This is a genomic window from Luteibacter anthropi, assembly GCF_023699965.1.
GTDB lineage: Bacteria > Pseudomonadota > Gammaproteobacteria > Xanthomonadales > Rhodanobacteraceae > Luteibacter > Luteibacter anthropi.
Genome location: NZ_CP077072.1, coordinates 1,682,562 through 1,705,465, shown reverse-complemented (window position 1 = coordinate 1,705,465; position 22,904 = coordinate 1,682,562). Strand labels below are relative to the sequence as shown.

The following is a 22,904-nucleotide window of genomic DNA, read 5'->3' as shown; positions in this document are numbered from 1 at the left end:
CGCGACCGGTATGAAAACGTGAGCTGTTCGCTTCGTACCGGTCGCGCGCAAGGCGCGCTCCTACATGGCTAGGGTTTCCGTTCTACCGTGATCGTGCCGCCGCCTGGTGCCGTGGACAGGGCACTGCTGTCATACAGCGACTGTGCCAGCACCGGCGGGATTGCAAACGTACCTGCATTGGTTGCCTTGATGCGGTAGACGAACTCCGCGACATCGGGCGAGGCGTAACCGTAGACCACCACGCGATCCTCGCGCACGTCGGCGTAATCGAGCGACCAGGTGGAGGCCGAGGTGCCGATCGGCGCATGCCAGGCGGGCGTGTCGTCGGCTTCCCCTTCGGGCTCGTCGCCTTCGCTTCCCTCGCTTTCGTTGTCCGTGGGCGATACCGCCTCGTCCGTCGATGGCGCATCGGCGGGGGGCTCGGTATTGAGCACCGGCTCGAAGCCGCCGGGCAGCAGATCGACGATGGCCACGTCGGACACTTCCGTGTCGCGCGTGGAGCGGATGCGCAGATGCACATCGATCTCGTCACCGACGCTGAGCTTGTCGATGGCCTTGCCCTTGGCGTCCGTATAGGTGCGGGTCACCTCGATGCCATCCTTGCGAGTCTGCGTCGACGGCTTGCGGTCGAAACCCGCCTGCGCCACGCCATACCATGCGGCCGCGTCAGCATCGTTGACCAGGCGCAAGCGCTGCGCCCCCGCCTTCCAGTGACCATCCACCAGCGATCCCTTCACTGCCCCGATGGGGGTGACGTTGCCGTCGGCGGCCACGGAGCCGATGGACAGCTTGCTCACGTCGTCCGGTGCCTGCGCAGCCCAGGCGTCCAGCGCCAGGATGATCATGCCCGATGACAAGGTGTTGTAGTGCCCGTTGCCCAGCGGACGCACCAGATTGTCGACGGTCTCCGCAGGCAGGGCGCGCGCCTGGTCCGGGAAGTGCCTGGCCAGCAGATAAAGCACGGTCGCATCGCGAATGGCCGGGTCGTAATAGTCGGCATACGAGTACGCCTCGTCGGTACCCTTGCGCGCAAGCAGCTTGCGCGGGCCGGATATCAGGTCGGCCGCCAGACGATCCTGGTGCAGCAACTGGTACGACGCGGCCAGCCATGCTGCCGCGACGTCGTTCTTCCATTCCTTCGCATGCATGTCCTGAAGGCGACGCTGCAACGAGGCCAGGTCGTTGGTGGTGACATTGCCCTGACGGGTCAGCAGGTAGATGGCATAGGCACGCTGACGCATGCCGGCCAGTGAATCGTCGCTGTCATCGGCGGCGATCTGCTTCAGCGCATTGTCTGCCGACGCCAGCATGTCACGCGGGATCGCCACCCCACGATCGGCTGCCTCGATGAGGTAATGCACGGCGTAGTCGGTCGCGAAGGTGTGCGTATCCGGCGTGGCTGTCCACAGGCCGAAACCGCCCTGCCCGTTCTGGCGTGCACGCAGCACGTCGAACAGCGCGGCGACCGGATCGGCGGGCTGGCTGTCGCCATCACGCATCTGCGCCGGCTTCACATCGCCGAACTCAGGGCGCTTGCCGAGGATCAGGGCGGGCATGGCCGCACTGATGACCTGCTCGGTGCAGTAGTGAGGGAAGTCGACCAGATAAGCCGCCAGCCCGCGCGCCAGCACCACGGGCACCGTGGAGAACGACACGTCGCGACGGGCGTATTCATCGTGCATGTCACGCAGCGCCGTCACGTCGCCGCGTGCATGCGCATCGACGCGACCGAAAGCGAGATCGGTGCGCATCGGCGAGGCCGGACGCACGGAAAGATCCACACCCTGCTTCGCGGACTTGCCGTTGGCACCTGCCGTGAAGCTGAGGTTGCCCGACCCGAGCTTGTCGGTGGCACGCACGCGGAAGATCGCCACGCCTTCGCGCATCTCGCCCAGGCTCAGCGTCTTCGTCGCTTCACCGACCACCTGGAGTTGCGGGCCGGTCTTGAGCCCGACCGACACCGGCACCTCCTTGCCACCCAGACCCGTGAGGTTGTTGGCCACGCCGACGCTGATCTCGGCTTCGTCGCCCGGAGCCAGCGTGGTAGGCACGTTGGGAGACAGCACGAAATCACCGCGCACGGTGGTGGCGCCCTCGAAGGTACCGATCTTGTCCGGCGACACACTCACCGCCATTACGCGCAGCTTGCCGTTGAAGTAGTCGGGCACCTTGTAGGTAAGGTCACGCGAGCCGTCCACGTCGACGATGCCCGACCAGTAGGCCACGGGCTTGTCGCGCTTGCGCCGGAAGGGGTTGAGCTGGCGGCCGATGGCACCGTCTGCGTCACCGCCCGGTGCCGCCATCGTCATGAGCTTCTGGAAGTCGGGAATGATGAGATCGAGGATCTGGGAAGTGGAGACTTCCAGCATCCGCTTGCGGAAGAAGTATTGCAGCGGATCGCCCAGCTTGTAGCGGGCAACCTGGAGGATGCCCTCGTCCACGGCGAAGACCACGGCACGCGTCGGTACCGGGGAGGTCACGTGGAAGGTCACCGTGTCGCCGGGCTTGACCAGGGCCGGCGATTCCACGGCAATGGCATTGCGGCGCGCATCCATGTTCACGGAGAACGGCACCACGCCGAACGACAGCGGGCTCATGAAGATCTCGTCGGACGACGGATCGCGCACGTACTGCACGTTGATGTAGCCGTTGCCCTCGAAGTCGGCGGGCACGGTGATGTGCTGCACGGAACTGGTGGTGTCGGCGTGGAACCATGCGTGCGCATACACCTTGTCGCGCTCGATGGTGATGAGGCCGCTGCCCGGGTACGGCGCACGGATCGCCACGTCCACCGCCTCGCCCTGGGCGTAGTCCTTCTTCGAGAGATTGAGCTGGAGTTCCGTGTTGCGATCCAGCGAGCGGGACACATTGCCCTCGCCGGCCACCGACCATGCGACACGGTTCACTTCCTTGCCGTCGGCATTCTTCACCACCAGGGCGAAGTTGCCGGGTTTGTCGGTAGGCAGCGTCACATCCAGGCCGGCCGCGGGAATCGTCAGCGGCGTTTCGGACATCACCGATTCGCGCGCCTTGGATTCGTACTTGTAGACGCCGGAATCCTGCTTGGTCAGCACGGACACGTAGCGTGTCTCGACGATGGCCTGCTTCAGGCCGGAGAGATCGATGCGCTTCGCCGTGGGATCGATGGCCACGAGGTTCACCGAACGCTTCGCATCGCGGCTGACGTAGTCGAGGTTGTCGACCGACTTGTAGCCCACCAGCCAGTCATTGGACGACACCATGCCCTGCGTGGCAGCGGCCACGCTGCGGCCACCCTCGGCCTCGTAGGCCTTGGCGAGGAAGTAGAGCTGGTAGGTCGCATCGGCGTAGCGGGACAAATCGAGGGCAAACTCGGCATGACCCTTGTCGTCGGTCTTGGCATCCGCCAGCTTTTCCTCGAAACCTTCCTTCGCACGACGGATGTCGTAAAAGTGGTAGTCGCGGTAGCTGGGAAAGGAGGGGAACGCCGGACGCAGCACCAGCGAGCCTTCCACGCGGCGATCGGCCGCCGGCGTGCCGAACAGGTTCTGCACGTCCACCAGTGCCTTGAGCTTGTCGGGCCTGGCCCAGCCTTCGGCGACCGCCGTGGAGAGCTTCGCCGAGACCTTCATGCGGTCGGGCTGGAATTCCTTCACCTGCACCGAGGTGCTGCCGATCTGCGAATACGGCTTGCCGTCTTTCGCAATGTACAGGTTCACCGTCCAGTTGCCGGTGGGCGAGGTCTCGGCGGTGGTGTAGTCCAGCTCGGCGAAGCCGGCCTGGTCCATCGACACGTTCTGCTGGCGCACCGTGGTACCACGCGGATCCACCACCTCGGCAATGAGCGGCATACCGGCTACGTTGCGCGTCCAGCTGTTGGCACGCACGATCATGCCGATGTGGAACAGGTCGCCCGGACGATAGATACCGCGATCGGAGAACAGGTAACCGGAGAGCTGGCCCTGGCTATGCGCGTTGGGCTCGCCGCCGATGTCGAAACGCGAGAAGTCGAGCATGCGATCGTAAGAGGTGACGGGCAGGAACGAGAGATCCTCGCCCTGGCGCACCACGAACATCGCGGCCGTCTTGTCGTGATTGAAGCCATCGACATTGCCGAAGTGCGCACGACCGTCCGCGCCCGTGACCTGCGTCAACAGGGTGCTGCCGTTCTTGGCGATGACGCTGACCGTGGCGCCAGCCACAGGCGACCCGCTGCGGATCGACTGGACGAAGATATCCTGGCTGCCATCCTGCGAGTGCTTGGCGATCACACCGAGGTCGGTGATGACCACCAGGCGCTCGTCGCGCGGCCAGTCGTAATGGGTGCCCGAGTCATCGCTGGCGACCACGGCCGCGGCCGCCGCGTCGGGATCCCCACCCGCCTGGCGCGATGCTTCTTCGCGGGCGGCCTTGCGGCGGTTTTCCAGCTGCTCGTCGGCCTGCTGCTGGTCGTAGCCGGACAGCTTGATGAGAAAGACGCCGCGTTTGCCGCTGGCGAGGTACTGGCCGAGGTCGAAACCTTCGTAATGTGCCTTGCCCGGGCCTTCGTCCGGGAAGCTCACCTTCTTTACGAAGCGGTCCACGATGTTGTCGGCGCTCAAGCCGTACATCTGCGGCTTGGCATAGCTGCCGGAGTTGAGCGACACCAGATGCTGCAACTGGTCGGGCAGCACACGCCCCACTTCCACGCGCATGCCGGGCATGTTGCGCGATACGACGGAAATGCGATGGTCGCCGGACAGCGACAGCAAGGCGCCATCGGCCATGAAACGCAGCAGGCGCGGGTAATCCGGCACCTGCAGCACTTCGACGCGCGGCGATGCCATGACATAGCCGCCGAATGAGGTCATGCCCTTGTCGACGCGCACATAGATGCGCTGGCCAGGGCGTGCGTGATAACGGAAGCTCTGCGCCTGCGACCAGTCGTTCTCGGTGGGCACCACCTCAGGCTTGATCGCCGTAAAGCGGCGCAGGTCGCTCTCGCTGATGTTGTTGTTACCGGGAAACCGGAAGTCGTCCGGCACGATCCAGGCATGCAGACGCTTGCCAAGCTCGGCATCGCTGACCGCACCACTGAAATTCATCACCACAACCTGCTCGGGCTCGTAGCGTTCGTTGTCGACCAGGGTGGCCGACATCTCGTCGAGCTTCAGGCTGTACAGGCCGGGCACCCGCACCGAGGTTTCCAGCGCCTTCTCCGTGCCCTCCCCGCCCCGGCTGCTGGTCACGCCATCGCCGAGCTTCAGGCCCACCGAGCCATCGTCACGCGGCAGTTGAAGGGGCTGGGAATGGATGAAGGCGTTGAGGCGGCGTTCGTCGTAGGTGACGCTGAACTTCAGCGCGTCGCCACGCTTCGCATCGCGCTCGCGCAGGTCCAGCGCAATGCGCTTTTCCAGCTGGGCGGCATCCACCGGGTAGTTGAAGCCGAGCTGGATGATGGTTTTCTTGCGTGTCGGGTCTTGCGGGTCCTGGTAGAACTCGCCGTTGACCACGCGCGCCGTGAACGGCGCCGTGCTGAAACTAAGCTTATCGTCAGCCAGCAGCACATGCGGCGCGAACACCTTGGCCTTGTCGAAGCGTACGTCGATCTTGCGGCCCACCGGCCAGTCGCCGGCCGGCACGAATTTCAGGGTGCGGTCGTTTTCCCAGCTCCACTGGCCCGGCAGCTTCGGCTCCATGGCAATGCCATCGGTCACCGGCTTGCCCAGTGATTCCAGCTTCGCCGCTGACGCCGAGAAGCTCACCACGAGGGGATGGATGCTGACCGGCGTGCGCGCGTAATCCGAGATGTCAGGCGCCGGGGCCTGGAAGGTGATGCGATTGGGCTCCACGGGACGCGGGCGGTTTTCCCACCAGTGCCAGCCAAACCACCCGGCCGCTGCAAGCAGCAACACACCGGCAATGGAACCGGTGAATTTCAGGGGATGGCTGCGCGCCACCCGACCGGTGGCGGGTACCCAGGAAGGGGCCGACCAGGCCATATTGCCGAAAACAGGCCGTAGCAGGCGGCCCAGCAGCCAGAGCAGGCCGCGCACCAGGCGCACCGGCAGCAGCAGGATGAAGCGCAGAAGATCCATGTTCCCTTGATCCTTGAGTCGGGTGACGACTATGGCCGCGATGACGGATACGCCGACGGCACCACCGCGTTGGCGGTGGCGCGAACAGGATCGGTATCCCCATGCGCAGCCTGCTCGCGACGGATGTCCTGCGAGCGACGGGATTCTGACACAGCACCGCCTTTCTTCGGAATTTTTTGTGGCACAACCGATGCCCATGGAAGGATTCTGAAAAATCCTGCGGACACGTGAAGGCGTGAAATACTTCACGACATGCCTTCCGGGCATGCCACATGCTCGCGCGTTGCGTTATCGTCTGGTCGTCCGCCTCTCGACTCTCCTTGGCGGGCGACGCACGCGCGGGGGGCGGTGCGCCTATCACGGACATGTCGTGCCGGGAGGGGGGAAGAAACACGCGGCGCGACTCGCGACGGTGACCATGATGAGCGAGTATCGAGAGACTCCTTTCGAGAGGGCCCTGGCTACCGGTGACGCTGCGTTTCACGATCTGGCCGATTTTGCGCCAGTCATGATCTGGCGTTCCGGCACCGATGCACTCTGCGACTGGTTCAACAAGCCATGGCTTGATTTCACCGGCCGCAGCATGGCTGAAGAAGTGGGAGAAGGCTGGACCGAAGGCGTTCATCGCGACGACTACGACCGCTGCCTGGCAACCTATCTCGGCGCCTTCCATGCGCGCGAGCCGTTTTCCATGGAATACCGGTTGCGCCGGGCCGACGGCGAATACATCTGGCTGCTCGACAACGGTGCGCCGTATTACCGCGATGGTCACTTCGCCGGTTACTGGGGAAGTTGCGTGGATGTCTCGGCCCATCGAGACGCCCAGCAGGCCCAGCGCATCCTCATCAACGAACTCAACCACCGGGTGAAGAACACGCTGGCCGTGGTGCAGGCCATCGCCGCGCAGAGCTTCCGCGACGATCGCGGTCTCGCCGAGTCCCGGCAGACCTTCGAGCAACGCCTGCTCGCCCTGGCCGGTGCGCACGACCTGCTCATCGCACGGTCGTGGGAGGAAGTGTCCCTGCGAGCCATCGTGGAGGCCACCATCGCCCCGCACGATCCAGGCGGAGATCGCATCCTAGCGGATGGGCCGGCCCTCATGCTGAGGCCCGAGACGGCGGTCTCCGTCGCCATGGCCCTGCACGAATTGGCGACCAATGCCGGCAAGTACGGCGCCCTCTCCGTCGCCCGGGGCACCGTGCGCATCGACTGGAACTACCGCGAGACCAGCGGCGGCATGCTTCGCATCGAATGGAAGGAAGCCGGCGGCCCCGCCGTGCACCTGCCCAGCCAACGCGGCTTCGGCACCCGGTTCATCGAGCGCGTGCTGGCCGACCAGGCGCGTGGCATGGCCCAGGTGCGCTTCGAGCCCGACGGCGTACGCTGTGTCTTCGAGGCGCCGGCCCGTGCAGGTTTCCGGCTCAGTGGTCGGTTGGGCGAGCCTTCCCTGCGGGTGGAAGGCGGCTGACGAATTTTTTTGTCGGCCGTGTCGATTCGGACAAGGCGCAATCGACGTACTTCATGAAGGGTGGGAAGGTTCCCACCCCCAGCCAAGGAGAAACGTCATGCGATTCATGGTCATCGTGCGGGCCAACCCCACGTCCGAGTCCGGCGCCATGCCCAGCGAGCAACTGCTCACGGCCATGGGCAACTACAACGAGGAACTGGCCAAGGCCGGCGTGCTGCTGGCCATGGAAGGCCTGCATCCCAGCAGCAAGGGCGCCCGCGTGCGCTTCTCGGGCGACCGCCGCGAGGTCATCGATGGCCCCTTCGCCGAAACCCGCGAACTGATCGCCGGCTTCTGGTTGATCCAGGTGCGCTCGCTGGACGAGGCCATCGAGTGGGTGAAGCGTTGTCCTACGCCGTTCGACGAACCGGAATTCTCCGAGATCGAACTGCGCCAGGTCTTCGAGGCCGAAGACTTCGGCGCCGAGTTCACGCCCGAGGCGCGCGAGCAGGAAGAGCGCCTGCGCGCGGACATGGCCACGCGGTACTGAACCCCTTCTTCCACGAGGACATCGTCATGCAGTATCTCCAGCCCTATCTGTTCTTCAACGGCACGTGCGAAGAAGCCGTCACCTTCTACGCCAAGGTGCTCGGCGGCACGATCTCCATGCTCGCCCGCTTCAAGGACGCTCCGACGCCCCCGCCTTCCGAAGATCCGGACGGTGGCCCCAGGGCAACGCCCGAGCAGATCAAGGAAAACGAAAACCGCATCATGCACGCCCGCCTCGACTTCGGCGGCCAGGTTCTCCTCGCTTCGGACTGCCCCTCGCATTTCAAGTACGACGGCATCCAGGGCTGTTCCATCACCCTGGGCTTCGCGGAGGTGGCCGAGGGTGAGAAAGCATTCAATGCACTGGCCGAGGGCGGCCAGGTCGGCATGCCCTTCAGCGAGACCTTCTGGTCCGAACGCTTCGGCATGGTGGTGGACCGCTTCGGCGTATCGTGGATGGTCAACGCCGGCACCCCGAAAGCCGTGCCGTAAGGAGAACACCCCATGCGATTCCTGATCGTCCGCAAGGCGGACCATGACAGCGAGGCCGGGGTCCGCCCGCATCGCGAACTGCTCGAAGCGATGGCCGACTATGTCGACACGCTGGCCGCCGACGGTCGCTTTCTCGCCGGCGAGGGCCTGCGGCCCAGCCGCGAAGGCGTGCGCGTGCATTTCGGGCCGGGGCGCAAGGCCATCACGGTCGATGGTCCCTTCACCGAAGCGAAGGAGCTGGTGGCAGGCTTCAGCATCATCGACGTCGAATCGATGGAGGACGCCGTGGCCTGGGTGCGCGACTGGCCGGCGGAAGATGCCCATGGTCAGGCCGAGGTCGAGATCCGGCCGATCGGCTGCCCGGGTGGGCTGGGCGGCTTCGGCGACCCCGCTGAGGGTGAGTCGGACACGCCGCGCTACATGGTGATGCTCAAGGCCAACCCGCGCAGCGAGACCGACTGGAATCCGGGCCCGGATATTCTCGGGCGCATGGCCGAGGCCAACCGGCAGGGCCATGAGGCGGGATTCCTCATCGCCGGCCAGGGCCTGTCGTCGAGCAGGCATGCGAAGCGGGTGCGCTTCGGCCAGGGCAAGGCAGCCGTGTTCGACGGCCCCTTCGCCGAGATCAAGGAAATGGTGGCGGGCTTCTGGGTGCTCCGGGTGAACTCGCTGGACGATGTGATCGCCTGGACAGAAACCTATCCCTTCCCCGACGGCGACGACGCGCGGCTGGAAATCCGCGAACTGTACCGCATGAGGGATCTCATCCCCGTAGCCGGTTGATGCCGCGCCGCGGCTTGCCTCGCATGGCGACGGATGCTGTCATCCGTCGCCATGACGAACGACGCCGCACATCGCGCCATCGACGCGATCTGGAAGATCGAGTCGCCAAGGATCATCGCCACCCTCGCCCGCCTGGTCCGTGACGTCGGACTGGCCGAGGAACTGGCGCAGGATGCGCTCGTGATCGCGCTGGAGCGCTGGCCCACGGAAGGCGTACCCGGCAACCCTGGCGCGTGGCTGACGCAGACGGCACGCCATCGTGCCGTGGACCGCATCCGCCGCGAGCGCATGGCCGGCCGCAAGCTGGAAGCACTGGGCCAGGACATGGAGGGACTGCTCGAATCGAGCGATGACGCCCTGATCGAGGCGCTGGATGACGATATCGGCGACGACATGCTTCGGCTGATCTTCACGGCCTGCCATCCCGTGCTGTCGGAAGAATCGCGCGTGGCACTCACGCTACGCCTCGTGGGCGGCCTGTCCACCGACGAGATCGCCCGCGCCTTCCTCGTGCCGGAAGCCACCGTCGCGCAACGCATCGTGCGCGCGAAGCGCAGCCTCGCCGATCCGCAGGTGGCCTACGAGGTGCCGCGCGGCGAAGAGCGGATGGCGCGACTGGCGGCCGTACTGCGCGTGATCTACCTCGTTTTCAACGAAGGCTATGCCGCCACGGCCGGCAACGACTGGATGCGTCCGGCCCTGTGCGAGGACGCCCTGCGGCTCGGGCGCATGCTTGCCCAGCTGATGCCGCAGGAGCCGGAAGTCCATGGCCTCGTGGCACTGATGGAGATCCAGGCCTCGCGTACCGCTGCGCGACTGGATCGCCACGGTGCTCCCGTGCTGCTGCTCGATCAGGATCGCCGACGCTGGGATCGCCTGCTGATCGGCCGCGGGCTGGCCGCGCTGAAACGTGCCGAAAGGCTCGGTGGCCGCAACGGTGCGTATGCCTTGCAGGCGGCCATTGCGGCCTGTCATGCGAGAGCCATTCGCGCGGAAGATACCGATTGGCCCCGTATCGCCGCGCTCTACGCCGAACTGGTGGACGTGGTGCCATCGCCTGTCGTGGAGCTCAACCGCGCCGTGGCTGTCTCGATGGCCGACGGCCCGGCCGCAGGACTGGCCATCCTGGAGCCCCTGCTCGACGAGCCGGCCTTGCGCGGCTATCACCTGCTGCCCAGCGTGCAGGGCGACCTGCTCTACCGCCTCGGCCGCTTGCCCGAAGCCCGCGAAGCGTTTCTCCGTGCCGCCGCGATGACGCGGAACGAACGCGAGAAGAGCGTGCTGACCCAGCGGGCGAATAGCTGCCTGGAAGCCTGACGTGCTAGCCTGCATCGCAATTGCAATGCACAGGTGCCGCCATGAAAACCGCCACCATCCCCTCGATCCGGGTCGAACCTGCGTTCCGCGAACAGGCCGAAGACGTGCTGGTTGCCGGGGAGACCCTCTCCTCCTTCGTGGAAACCGCGCTGGCCGAAGCCATCGACCGGCGCCGCATGCAACGGGACTTCATCGCCCGCGGGCTCGCCTCACGCGATGACGCCGCGCGTACGGGCGTCTATCACGCCGCTGCGGACGTACATAAGGAGATCGCCGAACGCCTCGGCGGCCTGCCCAAGGGAAAGCGATGAGCTACGAGGTTCGCTACACGGAAACCGCGCGAACCGACCTGCTCCGCTTTATCGATTTTCTCGCAGAACACGATGCAGACGCTGCGTCGCGGGCGCTGGATACCATCATCCGCGCCACGTCGTTGCTCGAACGTTTTCCCTTCACCTGCCGCAAGGCCCAGCACGGCAATCCGTTTCTGCGCGAGCTCGTGGTGTCATTCGGCGCGAGTGGATACATAGCGCTGTTTGAAATTGAAGCCACTCACGTCACCATCCTCGCCATCCGTCACCAGCGCGAGGACGACTGGTTCGCCTAGTGCGTGACGTCGATGTTGACCTTGGTGCCATCGGGCACGTCCTGCAGCTGCTGCAGGATGGAGCCGGTGAGCTCGAAGTGCTCCAGGGCGGATACGGGATTGAGGTTTTCCACCGAGTATTCGCCTTCCGCAAAAATCGGCAGCGTGACATAGGTGTAACACTCGCCCTCGGCGCAGGGCTTGCCGGCTTCGATCAGCGCCTCGACCAGCGGCGGAAGCAGCCATTCCTCGGCCACTTCCTCGCGCAGCAGCGCGTTGAACTGCTCGACGTCGTCAGCCACCTGCTCCACTTCGGCCGTGCCGGTGTTGAGCCAGTACACGCCGCCTTCGTCCGCCTCGTAGAACATGTCGCCCAACGCGGTGAACAGGAGCGGGGTGAAGGCATCGCCAATGCGCCAGCGCCAGGATTCGGCAAGCGCGTCGATGGCCGCCTTGTCCGGCGTGCAGGTGAGATCGTTCCAGGAAAGGGACATACGGGGGAAGGGATACGTGCGGGGATGGCCTAGTTTACTCCCATCCCGGACGACGGGGCATCGGCGGCGCGCTGCACCGCCCTGACGAACTCCGACCGCGCCCGGGCCTGGGCGTCATTGGTGGCCACGGGCCATGCGGCAAGCTGCACGATCACCAGGTGGCGCGTCGGGTCCACGTGCAGCAACTGCCCGAAAATACCGATGCCTGCGAACGAACCGTCGTCCCAGGTCCACCACTGGTAGCCATAACCGCGGCCGGGCACGCCGATATCCGCATGTTTATGGGTCGCATCGGCGATCCAGCCGTCCGCCAGTACCGGCTTGCCGGCGGCCACGCCACCATCGAGCAGGAACTGCCCCAGCCGGGCATAGTCGGCCAGCGTGGCGGATACACCCGAGCCACCGGCCTCGGTGCCATCCACCTCGTCCTTCAGCCAGATCGCGTCCGTGCCCATGCCGTAGGGCTTCCAGATCGTTTCCGACAGGTACGCCGCCAGCGTCTTGCCCGTGGCTCGCTCGACGAGGATGCCGATGAGATCGGTCTCGCCTGTCTTGTAGACCCAGCGCTCGCCCGGCGGGAATTCGCGGGGAAGCTTCGCCATGTAGGTGACCAGCAGCGGCACGCCCTTCTGGCGCTCGCCTTCGTACATGCGTGCCACATCGGAATGGGGATCGACGTAGTCTTCGTTCCACCGCACGCCCGAGGTCATCGTCAGCAACTGGCGCACGGTGACGTCGCGATACGCACCGGCATCCAGCTCCGGAATGTAACGCGTGATTTTGTCGTCGAGGCTGTGGATATAGCCGTCGCGCAATGCGGCGCCCACGAGGGTGGACGTGAACGATTTCGCCACCGAGAACGATGTCCAGCGCGTCGCCGCCGTGGCGCCGAGCCCATAGCGCTCTAGACGGATCTTTCCATCCTGAAGCACCATGACGCCGGCGACATGGTGCTCGCGCATGTAATCGTCGAGTGTCCCGCCATCGTCGAAACGAGGAAGCAGGGGCTCGCCTGTGGCGAGCGGATGCGGCGTGCCATGTCGCACCGTATTGCTTGCGTAATGCGTTTCCATCGCACGGAACGCCGCTTCGCGCTGCGGCTCGTTCCAGAACAGCACATCGGTGCGCCGCGCATGCGACGTGGCGCAGGCGGCAAGGAGCAACAGGCCCGGCACAAGCAGGAGACGCACGTAGCGAATCATGCGCGCGACACCACGCGCGGCTTCAGCACACGACGCCTCAGCTCGAAGATGCCCACGGCCACCGACGACAGCAGCGCAGGGCCCAGGCCATAGATGACCCGGTAGGCCAGCAGCGCCGCGAGTACCTGCGCGCGCTGCTCCTGCGGATATGCCGCCAGCGTCAGCGCCTCGAAAGCACCGATGCCGCCGGGGGTGTTGCTGATGATGCCCGCGATGATCGCGCCCACGTAGATCGGTGCGAAGTCGAGGAAATCGCCTGCGATTTCCGGTGGCATGAGGAAATACATCGCCAGCGTGGCGCCGGTCATCTCGATCACGCCCAGCACGATCTGCGCGGCAGCCGACCGCGCCGACGGCACCGGCATGGAGAATTTCCAGATCTTCAGCTCGTCATGCCTGCCCGCCAGCCAGCGCAGCAACAATACGAACAACACCACCAGTACGACGCCGGGCCAGCGACCCCAGCCATAGGCAATGTCCGGCTCCAGCATGAGCGCGATGCAGATCACCGCGGCAAAACCCATCGACACGGAGAAACCCACCAGACCCACCACGCGCGCCACATCGGGCGCACTCACGCCCTGCGTGGACAGCATGCGGTAACGCAGCGCCGTGCCCGTAATGGCGTGGAAGCCGAGCGCATTGCAGATGGCATGCGTGGTCACGCCGGAGAAGATTTTCATCTTCATCGGCACCTTGCCCGGCACCACGGTTTCCACCGCGAACACGTCGTAGGCCGTGAGGCAGCCCCAGCTCACCAGCGTGGCGAGGATGGAGCCCACCACATGCCAGTGCGGAATGCGGTCGATGGCGTCGCGCACGTCGTGCCAGGCCATCCGTGCGATATAGCGGTGCAGCAGGAAGACCGCCATGCCCACGATCACCAGGGTGACGGCGTACTTCGCCACGCGGCTGGCCAGCTGCCTGCCGGTGGGTTTGTGGTCCGTTAGGGTCACCGCATCACTCGTGGCGCAATCGAAGGGCGGCATGATCCCCCTTGGCTCCGCCGATCTCAAGTCACGCCGCCACACGGCCGTCGCGGATCTCGATGGTGTGACCGTCCAGCGCCGCCACATCGGCCGGATCGTGGGTGATTACGAGCAGCTGAAGGTCGAGACGCCCCTGGAGTTCGCGCAATTCCTCGCGCATGCGGCCACGCAGCGCCGGATCGAGCGCGGAGAACGGCTCATCGAGCAACACGATGCGCGGCTCGGCAGCCAGGGCACGGGCCAGCGCCGTGCGCTGGCGCTGGCCTCCGGACAGCTGCGCCGGATGGTGGCCAGCGACCTGCCCCAGTTCGAAAAGCTCCAGCCAGCGCTCCACGCGCGGATCACGCCTGCGCCGCGACGGATTGATCCAGCCCGGCGACAGCCCGAAGCCGATGTTCTGCGCCACCGTCAGGTGCGGAAACAGCGCGTAATCCTGGAAGACATAGCCTGTCCCGCGATCCCGCGCCGGCAGGTTCGTGCGCTCGTCGAACAGGGTGCGTCCGTCAATGCGCACATGACCCGCATCGGGCGTCAACAGGCCCGCGATGGCATGCAACGTCAGGCTCTTGCCCGCACCGGAAGGCCCGTACAGCACGATACGGCGCTGCGAAGACGCAAACGCCACATCCAGGTCAAAGCGACGATCGCCCTCGCCCACCGTCATGCGGATGGCAACATCCACGCTCATGCGCTGGCCCTCGGCGCATGTTTCGGCGCCAGCCAGCCGGCCAGCAGCAGGGCCGCCACGCAGGTGACCGAGGTCACCGCCACCATGACCCCGGCGCCGGCGTCGTCACCGGCCTGTACCGCGGCGTAGATGGCTACCGACAAGGTCTGCGTCCGCCCTGGAAGGTTGCCTGCGATCATCAGCGTGGCACCGAACTCGCCCATGGCCCGCGCGAACGCCAGCAAGGCACCCGCCACGATGCCGCGCGATGCCAGCGGCAGCGAAACCCGAAAAAATACCGCCATCTCCCGCAGCCCCAGCACCCGCGCTGCACTCTCCATCTGCGGGTCCACCGCCTCGAAAGCCGTTCGCGCTGCCTTCTGCACCAGCGGAAACGCCACCAGCGCCGAGGCGATCACCGCGCCCTGCCAGGTAAAGACCAGCTGGATACCGATCCGGTCGAGCCATTCGCCCAGCACACCGCGCCGCCCGAACAGCACGAGCAGGTAATAACCGAGCACCGTCGGCGGGAGCACGAGCGGCAGGGTCAGAATGGAATCGACCAGCTCGCGCGCCGGCGAACGCCAGCGCGACAGGCCCCACGCCACCGCGACACCCAGCACCACGTCGATCGCGGTGGCCCAGGCGGCAACCTTCAGTGACAGCGCCAGTGGAATCCAGAGCCCGTACACGCGTCGCTCAGGGCGCGCCGAAGCCGTAGCGGGCAAGAATGCCCTGCCCTTCGGCCGACAACACGAAATCGCGGAAGGCGCGCGCCTCATCTGCTTGTTTCGATCCAGCCACCGAGGCGATGGGATAACGCACGGGCACCGGCGTGGGCACGGTCGCCACGACACGCACCCTGCCCTTCGCAACGGCCGCATCGGTGGCAAACACGAAGCCCGCATCCACTTCGCTCCGCGCGACGTAATCCAGGCTCTGTCGCACGTTCTGCGCCAGCACGCCCTTGGCCGACACGACACCCCACAGCTTTGCCGCCTCAAGCGCCGCCTTCGTATAGCGTCCTACCGGCACCGATGCCGGATCGCCGTAAGCCACACGCTTCACCGCTGGCGTGGCCAGATCAGCCGGCGCGGTAATGGCCTGCCCCGTACCCATGGGAACGATCAGCACCAGGGTGTTGCTGGCGAAATCGCGGCGCGACGTGGCATCGACCACCTTGCCGGCCACGGCCTTGTCCATCGCTGCCTCATCGGCGGACGCGAACACATCCACGGGCGCGCCCTGCTCGACCTGGCGCAGCAGCACGTCCGACGCCGCGAAGTTGAAGACCACATGCGTGCCTGGGCGAGTCTTTTCATACGCCACGCCCACGGCCCGGAAGCCATCGGTGAGGCTGGCGGCGGCCGAGACGACGAGGTCGGCGGCAACCACTGGACCGCAGGCGAGGCAAAAAGCCACGAGGCCGAAGATGCGGAGACGATGGCGGAAGGCGGTCGATGTCATGGGCAGGACTATAGCCATGGAATGCGACCGGGAAGAAGGGGCTCCCCCGAAAGACTGCGAAAGGCCAGATACCCACACCCCATATGACAACTATAAGATGCCATATTGATAGAAATGTAGGCCAAACCCATCATTAAACGTAATATATACGCCAAATTATCCGAAAACAGTAATTTCTGACGAATCATCATTATAATCACGTATGGATTGCCATTCGATTTCGCCGGTGGCCCGTCCAGATCGGCGGCACGCCCCTCCGGCGCCGCGCATGGAACAAGGAGCCCCACCGTTGAAAACCTGGCACTGCATGATTACGGCTGCACTCGCACTCCACTTCGCAAGCGCGACCGCCGAAGCCACCACCGTCAAGAAAGTCGATTTTCACCGCGCCGACGGCGTGGCATGCCACGCCTCGCTCACCATCGACAAACCCACATGGCCGGCCAGCATCTGGGGCGCGGAAGGCGTAGCGCCCGAAACGCTCGCCTCGGCACTCCACATCCGCTGCAAGGATGGCGCGGTCAAGGTGCCGGCAAAAGCATTCGCCGACCTCGGCAATCCGCTATGGATAGCCGTCGAGCTGGCCGAGCGCGGCTACGACGTCGTGATCAACGGCGCCCAGGGCCCACTGGCCTATGTAGCTCGATTGCACGTGGAAAACCGCGTCGTCGTAGCACGCGACGTGGCCTCCACCATGCTCCCCGGCGTAGCCGAACACGCCAGCTACCGCGAAGAAGAAACCTGACCCACCCTTGTAGGAGCGCGCCTTGCGCGCGACCGGTGGGAATCGAAACGATGATGGTGTTCGCGATGACCGGTCGCGCGCAGGCGCGCTCCTACACAAGCGGGCTAGTGGTTTTTTTGTTCGGCGGCCAGTTTTTCGTCGAGGCGTTTGGCGCCGGCCTGGGCGTAGGTCTTGCAGGTTTCGCCTTCGCCTTGTTCGGGGTGGGGCGTCAGCAGGATCTCGCAAGGCAGGGCGGCAACGCGCTCGAAGGTTTTACGATAGGCCGCTACGAATGCCGGGTGGGCGCTGTAGCGATAGTTGTCCGACGAGAAAGCAAACAAGCTATCGACGTAGGCAATGTCTTTGCACGTGCCGCCTTCGCAGGAGCGCCATGTCCATGCCGTGCCACCCGGCGTATGGCCCGGCGTGATGTGGGCGGTGAGTTTCAACGAGCCCATGGTGACCACGCTGCCATCCACGATATCGCCGCGTGCTTTCACCGGCGTATACGCAGACGCCTCGCCAAACTGCGGGTCGTCCGGATCCCGGCCGCCGAGCATCATCGCCCTTGCGCTTGCCGCCGTGACGCGTACCGGCGCGCCCGTGTCCTTCGCCAGTTTCGCGAGACCACCCGCGTGATCGAAATGGGCATGCGAGTTCAGGATGACGCGAATGTCTTCCACCTTGAAACCCAGCTTGCGGATGTTTCCCTCTACCTGCGCGGCAATGGTGTCGTTCATCGGCGCGTCGATCAGCACATGCCCCTGCGGCGACGTCACGAGAATGGCTGACAAGCCCTTGGTGCCGACATAGTACGTATTACCGAAGACAACGTGCGGCGCGACCGGCTCGCTCCACGCAGCATGGTCATCGGCAAGAGCGGGCAGGGCGGCACAGGCCGCGAGAGCAAGAAGGATACGGCGCATTCAGGTGTTCCCCATGGACGAAAGTCGACAGGAGGATACGGCTACCAGGGAGGAATGAACGAGCCTGACTTATGGCCTGTCGCGGGCAGCGCGTCAGCGACGACGCTTGCGGGCCCGCCAGAACAGGAAACCTGTCACCAGCAGGAACATCGGCAGCAACCCGCCAACGCAGGCCACGACACGCCAGAGCATCCCGCCCACGGCGGCGGAGTGGATGGGGAACAGGGTGTTGGCGAGGCGACCGCCCGGGCCAAGCTGGGTCGCATCTTCGCCCCCCAGCACCTGGGCGGTGACGGGATCGAGCCAGACGGTGCTGCGGCCGATCGGGTTCCATTCGCCCTGGCGGCGGATGCGCATCACCAGTGTGCCGTTGTCTTTCGTTGGCAGGGTGAGGCGGGTGAGGGCGGCGTCGGGGGCGACGGCCTGTGCGGCGACGAGGATCGCCGGCCAGTCGATATGCGACGCGGCGGGACGCTTCGGCGGCTTGGGGCGGGCCGGTTCATGGAAGGCCGCCGCCAGCCCGTCACGCACGGCGCCGCGGTACGCCATGGTGGCGCCGGTGCCGAGGGAGACGATGAGCAGGGGCAGGGCAACCACGCCGACGAAACGATGGAAGCTGGCCCAGCGCAGTATCGGAGGCTGCGTGTGCGGCTTCAGGTGGCGCAGGGCGCGCTGGCGGCCCGGCCAGTACAGCCATACGCCGGAGAACAGCATGAACAGGCCGGTGATCGAGACGATGCCCAGTACGGTTTCACCGATGTCGCCGGTCAGTAGCTTGGTATGCCATTCCTTGAGCAGCAGCAGGATGTCGCGCGCCTGCACGCGGTGGAACAGAAGCTCGCCCGAGGTGGGATCGAAATAGTAGTGATCGCCATTGCGGGCCTGACCATCCCATACCGGCAGTTCTGCGTCTGGAGCGGCCACCGTGCGGAGCTGCCTGCCTTCAGTCGATTGCAAAAGACTGTCCAGCGCACGCCCCTGTGTTGCCAGATCGGGTAGCTGGCGCGACGTCAGCTCGGAATGTGCCGCTTCGAATAGCGGGTCTTCGAAGAGCAGCACGCTGCCCGACAAGGTCACCAGCGCCAGCAACAGGCCGAGCGTGAGACCCAGCCACAGGTGCAGGGTCTTCAGGGCGGCACGGAAGCGGCGTGGTGTCGGGCTCATCAGAAGTCCACGGAGGCCTGTACGAAGTAGGTGCGCGGCTGGCCGACATAGATGCCGTCGTTGTTGTCGGTCGAACGCGTAAAGTAGCGCTTGTCGGTGAAGTTCTTCACGCCGGCACCGATGCGCAGGTTCGAGTACGACGGACCGAAGGCATATTCGGCTCGGGCGTTCCAGGTCGTCCAGCCCGGGATGTCGCCCAGGTCGCCATCCGGCGTCGGCACCCGCTGGTACACGCTGGGGCGGGTGGGATCGAAGCTCGGCGCACCCGGCGAATGCTGTTTCGACTGGGCGAAGGCGTCGAGGTTGAAGGTCCACTGCGAGATGCCGTAGCGCAGGCCCAGGTTCGCGGTGCGACGCGAGTAGAAGGGGATATCCAGCCCGGCGAACGATCCATGACGGTAGAACGCATGGGTATAGGTTGCCGTGCCCCACAGCGAAAGGCCGTTCAACGCATCGCTGAACGCGCCCAGGTCCACGTGCGCGGCGGATTCGATGCCCTTGTGCGTGGTAGCGCCGAGCGAGGTCCAGCCGTCGTGCGAATCGGGCTGGTTCGGCAGCTTGCCCACCAGCTGCAACTCGTGGTCGAAGTTGATGCGGAACAGCGACACTTCGCCACCCCAGGCCTTGTCGTCGTAGCGCGTGCCGATTTCATAGGTGCGCGCGGTTTCCGGCTTCAGGCCCGAGGCGAACTGGTTCGTGGAATCCTTCTGGCCGATCTGGAAATACTGCAGCGAGCCGAACGAGGTTTCGGCGTTGGCATAGAGCTTCAGTGCATCGCTCAGGTGATAGATGACATTGAGCGACGGCAGCGACTTGGAGTATTCCTCGCGGCGCGTCGTCGGTCCCTTCACGATCACCGTACTGCTGGGATGCGCTTCCCACTGGCTGTGGATGCGCTCGAAACGGATGCCCGGCGTGATCGTCCAGTTGCCTGCGTTGATGGTGTCGTCGACGTAGAGCGAATGCGCCTCGTTGGCACCGGTGTTGTTGCCCGAAAGCACGTACGGGCCATTGTACGGATTGCTGTCGAACGGCGTGTACCACAGCGGCGAGTTGTACTTGTTGTTGCGATAGGTCTGCTCGTGCATCGCTTCGCTGGTGTAGCGATAGCCCACGCCGATCTCGTGCGTCACCTGGCCCCAGTCGAACAGCTGCGAATAGCGCGGCTCGATGGCGAAGGTGTGGTAGTTGCGCGGATACGCGTTCAGCTGGTGCGAGTAGGTGCCGTTCGGATTCTGGTTGATCGTCTCGATGTGGCTGCCGCGGAAGCTGTCGGTGTAATAGGTCTGCACCTCGAAGCTGCGACGATCGTCCACATGGCTGTACTTCATCACGTAGTCGGTGCGACGACCGTGGAAATCGTCGTACGGACGGCGCGACTGGAACGGATCGGCGTCGTAGTCGGCCTGGGTGAGGCCGCCGGGCATGCCGGCCTGGCCGTCGTAGTGATGAATGCTGGCGCTCAGCGTGTCTTCGGACGTGATGGCGTATTTCGCCTTCAGCATCACATCGTCGATGCTTTCGTTGTCTTCGCGCTCGCGGAAACCCGGGCCATGCACGCCGTTGTAGAGCAGGGCCACGCCAAGGCCATTCTGCGTGGTGCCGCCCAGGAACAGGTTGCTGTTGGTGCGGATGCCGCCCTTGTCGCTGCCCTGGAACTGCACGCCCGCGCTGCCGCCGAAGGTCTCGGGAATGTCACGGGTAACGAAGTTGATGATGCCGCCGACGTTCTGCGGCCCGTAGCGCACGGAACCACCACCGCGCACGACGTCCACGGCCTGGAGGTTGCCCAGGCCCACGGGCGCCATGGACACCTGCGGCTGGCCATAGGGCGCTACGGCGATGGGCACGCCGTCGAGCAGGATGGTGGAGCGGGGCGACAGGCGCGAGGTGAGGCCGCGCACACCCACGTTCAGCGATACGTCGCTGCCGCCCGTGCCGTTGCTTTCCTGCACCTGCACGCCGGGGATGCGACGCAGCGCATCGCGCAGGTTGATTGCACCGGCCTCGCGCAGCTCTTCGCGACGCACGACGGTGCGTGCACCCGGATGGTTCTGCACCGTGTTGTTGGCGGCTTCACCCAGCCAGTCGCCCACCACCTTGACACCCTCCAGCTCGGCCGGCGGCGGATTCGGGACGTCCTCGGCGAAGACGGACGACACGGAAAGGACGCCGGCAACAGCGACGGCGAGCAGGGTGGGGCGAAGCGACATTCAGGCGGCCTGGCGTAAAGCGAAAGGCCGCCATCGTAAGTGCGAATGATTATCAGATCAAATACATCATTCTTGAAGCCGCAAGGATGTCAGGTCGGCCAGGCGTTGTGAAGGATGCACTGGCAGAAATCCGTGCGGTGGAAATGCGGCTCCTTGTACGCCATGACATCGGCCTTGACGTTGCCGAAGGTGGTGTCGGGTTTGCTGCGCACGCCGTCGTAAAAGGCGTTGATGATGCCCTGCTTGAAGGCCGGGCCGCGCGGATGGGCCACGGCCACGGCCTCGCGGTCGGCCGTGCTCACGGTGCTGAATCCCAGTCCCAGCACATCCATTTCGACGCCCGCCGTGACCAGGGCGATCTCAGGCTTCATGTGGACGGGAATGCCCGGGGTGGTATGCAGCGCGATGGATGCCCAGACCACGTCGATGTCGCCCTGGGCGATGCCCCGCGTCTTGAGGAAATCCCGGGCTGCGTTGGCGCCATCCACCTCGAAACGCTCGGTGGCGCTGGCGTAGTCCGGCATCAGGCCCATGTCGTGGAACATGGCCCCCGCGTAGAGCAATTCGGGGTCGTAGCCCAGGTTCTTCGCGTTGCCGCTCAGTGCACCGAAGAGGAATACACGGCGGGAATGGTGGTAGAGCAGGTCGGTTTCGGTGTCGCGGACGAGCTGGGTGATGTCGCGCGCGAGGGTGCTGTCGGGAATGGCGATGCCGGCGATGACGGTCATGGCGGGAAATCCATCGAAGGGAAAGGAGCACCATTCCACCGCGAGGCATGCCCGTCATGATTTGACGCGATATGGCAAATACTGCCATCTTGCGCAGCATGCAGACACCGCTACCCATCGTCATCCTCGCCCCGCCGGGGGTCCAGATGCTGGACGTCACCGGGCCGGCCGATGTCTTCGCCGAGGCCAACCGGCAGACGGGGCGCGAGGTCTATCGCGTCGTCACCGTGGGCACGGCGCCGCTGGCCGTGGCCTCGTCGTCGGGCATCCGGTTTCTGCCCGACCGCAGCGTGCTGGAGGACATGGAGCGGCTGGATACGCTGCTGGTGGCCGGTTCGCCCGATCTGCCCCATGCGGCGACCGAGACGCATGTGATCGACTGGATGAGCCGGCATGCGGCCAGGGCACGCCGCCACGGTTCGATTTGCAGCGGTGCCCTGCTGTTCGCCCGCACGGGCCTGCTCGATGGCCGTCGGGTGACCACGCACTGGAAGGTGGCCGACCTGCTCGCCCAGCGCTATCCCTCGCTCCAGGTAGAAGCCGATGCCTTCGTGGTCCGCGACGGCGCCGTCTGCACGGCGGCGGGTGTCACGGCGGGCATGGATCTCGCCATCGCCCTGGTGGAGGAAGACCTCGGCAAGGAAGTGGCCATGGCCGTCGCGGCAGAGCTGGTGGTGTTCTACCGGCGGCCGGGCGGGCAGATGCAGTTCAGCCGCCACGGCGAGGCTGCGCCAGCCGGACGGGGGGCGTTACAGGAGTTGCAGCGCTACGTGGCGGCGCATCCGGGGGAGGATCATTCCGTGGGTGCGATGGCGGCGCGGGTGGGCATGAGTCCCCGGCATTTTGCCCGGGTGTTCGGGCATGAGACGGGGATGACGCCGGCGGACTTCGTGGAGGCGATGCGCGTGGAAGCGGCGCGGCGCTGGCTGGAGGAAGGTCATGAGACGCCCAAGCGGGTGGCGGCACGGTGTGGGTATGCCGACGTCAACGGGCTGCGGCGGGCGTTTGTGCGCCGGCTGGGGGTGACGCCGGCGGAGTATCGGAAGCGGCATGCGTTTGCGCGGTGACCTGTCGCGCGCGAGGCGCGCTCCTACAGGGGC

Annotated in this window: 20 protein-coding genes; 9 read left to right on the top strand and 11 right to left on the bottom strand. The window is 65.4% G+C overall.

Going from position 1 to position 22,904, the window contains the following annotated elements:
* Positions 1-68: 68 nt before the first annotated feature.
* Positions 69-6,056: an alpha-2-macroglobulin gene (locus tag KR767_RS07615; RefSeq protein WP_250878688.1), complete on the bottom strand. Its 5,988-nt coding sequence runs from the start codon at positions 6,054-6,056 to the stop codon at positions 69-71.
* A gap of 508 nt (positions 6,057-6,564) precedes the next feature.
* On the opposite strand from KR767_RS07615, the gene KR767_RS07610 reads away from it, so the two are divergent.
* The 7 genes from KR767_RS07610 (at position 6,565) to KR767_RS07580 (ending at position 11,251) form a co-directional block, all read left to right on the top strand.
* On the top strand, positions 6,565-7,524 hold the full coding sequence (locus tag KR767_RS07610) for an HWE histidine kinase domain-containing protein (protein WP_250878687.1): 960 nt from the start codon (positions 6,565-6,567) through the stop codon (positions 7,522-7,524).
* A gap of 97 nt (positions 7,525-7,621) precedes the next feature.
* Positions 7,622-8,053, top strand: coding sequence for a YciI family protein (locus tag KR767_RS07605; RefSeq protein ID WP_166945945.1), 432 nt, complete (start codon positions 7,622-7,624; stop codon positions 8,051-8,053).
* A 26-nt stretch (positions 8,054-8,079) separates the two neighbouring features.
* Positions 8,080-8,544 carry a VOC family protein gene (locus tag KR767_RS07600; RefSeq protein WP_250878686.1) on the top strand — a complete coding sequence of 155 codons (465 nt, stop codon included), beginning with the start codon at positions 8,080-8,082 and terminating at the stop codon, positions 8,542-8,544.
* A gap of 12 nt (positions 8,545-8,556) precedes the next feature.
* Positions 8,557-9,327, top strand: coding sequence for a YciI family protein (locus KR767_RS07595; protein ID WP_250878685.1), 771 nt, complete (start codon positions 8,557-8,559; stop codon positions 9,325-9,327).
* Between the two features lie 33 nt (positions 9,328-9,360).
* On the top strand, positions 9,361-10,644 hold the full coding sequence (locus KR767_RS07590; protein WP_250878684.1) for an RNA polymerase sigma factor: 1,284 nt from the start codon (positions 9,361-9,363) through the stop codon (positions 10,642-10,644).
* Positions 10,645-10,685: 41 nt separating this feature from the next.
* A complete protein-coding gene (locus KR767_RS07585) occupies positions 10,686-10,955 on the top strand; it encodes a YlcI/YnfO family protein (protein WP_250878683.1) in 270 nt (89 codons plus the stop codon).
* Complete coding sequence (locus KR767_RS07580) at positions 10,952-11,251, top strand: type II toxin-antitoxin system RelE/ParE family toxin (protein ID WP_250878682.1); 300 nt, start codon at positions 10,952-10,954, stop codon at positions 11,249-11,251. Before KR767_RS07585 ends, KR767_RS07580 begins: the two co-directional genes overlap by 4 nt.
* On the opposite strand, the gene KR767_RS07575 is transcribed toward KR767_RS07580, so the two are convergent.
* From KR767_RS07575 to modA, 6 genes are read right to left on the bottom strand one after another with little or no spacing between them, the layout of a single operon-like run.
* The gene (locus KR767_RS07575) at positions 11,248-11,724 is read right to left on the bottom strand and encodes a T6SS immunity protein Tdi1 domain-containing protein (RefSeq protein WP_166945938.1); all 477 of its coding nucleotides are present in this window, start codon (positions 11,722-11,724) and stop codon (positions 11,248-11,250) included. The two genes, KR767_RS07580 and KR767_RS07575, sit on opposite strands and share 4 nt — an antisense overlap.
* Before the next feature lie 29 nt (positions 11,725-11,753).
* Positions 11,754-12,914 (bottom strand): serine hydrolase domain-containing protein, encoded by a 1,161-nt coding sequence (locus KR767_RS07570; RefSeq protein WP_250878681.1) that lies wholly within the window; start codon positions 12,912-12,914, stop codon positions 11,754-11,756.
* 8 nt (positions 12,915-12,922) lie between these two features.
* The gene (locus KR767_RS07565) at positions 12,923-13,915 is read right to left on the bottom strand and encodes a lysylphosphatidylglycerol synthase transmembrane domain-containing protein (protein ID WP_250878680.1); all 993 of its coding nucleotides are present in this window, start codon (positions 13,913-13,915) and stop codon (positions 12,923-12,925) included.
* A 28-nt stretch (positions 13,916-13,943) separates the two neighbouring features.
* Positions 13,944-14,603 carry an ATP-binding cassette domain-containing protein gene (locus KR767_RS07560; RefSeq protein ID WP_250878679.1) on the bottom strand — a complete coding sequence of 220 codons (660 nt, stop codon included), beginning with the start codon at positions 14,601-14,603 and terminating at the stop codon, positions 13,944-13,946.
* Entirely contained in the window at positions 14,600-15,274 is a 675-nt protein-coding gene (gene modB, locus KR767_RS07555; protein WP_250878678.1) for a molybdate ABC transporter permease subunit, read from the bottom strand. Before modB ends, KR767_RS07560 begins: the two co-directional genes overlap by 4 nt.
* A 7-nt stretch (positions 15,275-15,281) precedes the next feature.
* Entirely contained in the window at positions 15,282-16,049 is a 768-nt protein-coding gene (modA, locus tag KR767_RS07550; protein ID WP_250878677.1) for a molybdate ABC transporter substrate-binding protein, read from the bottom strand.
* Positions 16,050-16,338: 289 nt separating this feature from the next.
* On the opposite strand from modA, the gene KR767_RS07545 reads away from it, so the two are divergent.
* On the top strand, positions 16,339-16,794 hold the full coding sequence (locus tag KR767_RS07545; RefSeq protein WP_250878676.1) for a hypothetical protein: 456 nt from the start codon (positions 16,339-16,341) through the stop codon (positions 16,792-16,794).
* A gap of 104 nt (positions 16,795-16,898) precedes the next feature.
* Here the strand turns inward: KR767_RS07545 and bla are convergent, their stop codons facing one another.
* The 4 genes from bla to KR767_RS07525 form a co-directional block, all read right to left on the bottom strand.
* Entirely contained in the window at positions 16,899-17,699 is an 801-nt protein-coding gene (gene bla, locus KR767_RS07540) for a subclass B3 metallo-beta-lactamase (protein WP_250878675.1), read from the bottom strand.
* 93 nt (positions 17,700-17,792) lie between these two features.
* The gene (locus tag KR767_RS07535; protein WP_250878674.1) at positions 17,793-18,863 is read right to left on the bottom strand and encodes a PepSY-associated TM helix domain-containing protein; all 1,071 of its coding nucleotides are present in this window, start codon (positions 18,861-18,863) and stop codon (positions 17,793-17,795) included.
* The gene (locus tag KR767_RS07530; RefSeq protein ID WP_250878673.1) at positions 18,863-21,076 is read right to left on the bottom strand and encodes a TonB-dependent receptor family protein; all 2,214 of its coding nucleotides are present in this window, start codon (positions 21,074-21,076) and stop codon (positions 18,863-18,865) included. Before KR767_RS07530 ends, KR767_RS07535 begins: the two co-directional genes overlap by 1 nt.
* 89 nt (positions 21,077-21,165) lie before the next feature.
* Positions 21,166-21,804: an HD domain-containing protein gene (locus KR767_RS07525; protein ID WP_166945923.1), complete on the bottom strand. Its 639-nt coding sequence runs from the start codon at positions 21,802-21,804 to the stop codon at positions 21,166-21,168.
* A gap of 71 nt (positions 21,805-21,875) precedes the next feature.
* Between KR767_RS07525 and KR767_RS07520 the strand changes: the two genes are divergently transcribed.
* Positions 21,876-22,871: a GlxA family transcriptional regulator gene (locus KR767_RS07520; protein ID WP_250878672.1), complete on the top strand. Its 996-nt coding sequence runs from the start codon at positions 21,876-21,878 to the stop codon at positions 22,869-22,871.
* The last annotated feature ends 33 nt before the right edge of the window (positions 22,872-22,904 follow it).

What these genes read in the sequence shown, in the direction of transcription:
- KR767_RS07520 (WP_250878672.1), top strand. Translation starts at nt 21,876, where the DNA reads ATGGCAAATACTGCCATCTTGCGCAGCATGCAGACACCGCTACCCATC.
- KR767_RS07605 (WP_166945945.1), top strand. Translation starts at nt 7,622, where the DNA reads ATGCGATTCATGGTCATCGTGCGGGCCAACCCCACGTCCGAGTCCGGC.
- KR767_RS07595 (WP_250878685.1), top strand. Translation starts at nt 8,557, where the DNA reads ATGCGATTCCTGATCGTCCGCAAGGCGGACCATGACAGCGAGGCCGGG.
- KR767_RS07565 (WP_250878680.1), bottom strand. Translation starts at nt 13,915, where the DNA reads ATGCCGCCCTTCGATTGCGCCACGAGTGATGCGGTGACCCTAACGGAC.
- KR767_RS07600 (WP_250878686.1), top strand. Translation starts at nt 8,080, where the DNA reads ATGCAGTATCTCCAGCCCTATCTGTTCTTCAACGGCACGTGCGAAGAA.
- KR767_RS07560 (WP_250878679.1), bottom strand. Translation starts at nt 14,603, where the DNA reads ATGAGCGTGGATGTTGCCATCCGCATGACGGTGGGCGAGGGCGATCGT.
- KR767_RS07535 (WP_250878674.1), bottom strand. Translation starts at nt 18,863, where the DNA reads ATGAGCCCGACACCACGCCGCTTCCGTGCCGCCCTGAAGACCCTGCAC.
- bla (WP_250878675.1), bottom strand. Translation starts at nt 17,699, where the DNA reads ATGCGCCGTATCCTTCTTGCTCTCGCGGCCTGTGCCGCCCTGCCCGCT.
- KR767_RS07580 (WP_250878682.1), top strand. Translation starts at nt 10,952, where the DNA reads ATGAGCTACGAGGTTCGCTACACGGAAACCGCGCGAACCGACCTGCTC.
- KR767_RS07525 (WP_166945923.1), bottom strand. Translation starts at nt 21,804, where the DNA reads ATGACCGTCATCGCCGGCATCGCCATTCCCGACAGCACCCTCGCGCGC.
- modA (WP_250878677.1), bottom strand. Translation starts at nt 16,049, where the DNA reads ATGACATCGACCGCCTTCCGCCATCGTCTCCGCATCTTCGGCCTCGTG.
- KR767_RS07530 (WP_250878673.1), bottom strand. Translation starts at nt 21,076, where the DNA reads ATGTCGCTTCGCCCCACCCTGCTCGCCGTCGCTGTTGCCGGCGTCCTT.
- KR767_RS07590 (WP_250878684.1), top strand. Translation starts at nt 9,361, where the DNA reads ATGCTGTCATCCGTCGCCATGACGAACGACGCCGCACATCGCGCCATC.
- KR767_RS07575 (WP_166945938.1), bottom strand. Translation starts at nt 11,724, where the DNA reads ATGTCCCTTTCCTGGAACGATCTCACCTGCACGCCGGACAAGGCGGCC.
- KR767_RS07610 (WP_250878687.1), top strand. Translation starts at nt 6,565, where the DNA reads ATGATCTGGCGTTCCGGCACCGATGCACTCTGCGACTGGTTCAACAAG.
- KR767_RS07585 (WP_250878683.1), top strand. Translation starts at nt 10,686, where the DNA reads ATGAAAACCGCCACCATCCCCTCGATCCGGGTCGAACCTGCGTTCCGC.
- KR767_RS07615 (WP_250878688.1), bottom strand. Translation starts at nt 6,056, where the DNA reads ATGGATCTTCTGCGCTTCATCCTGCTGCTGCCGGTGCGCCTGGTGCGC.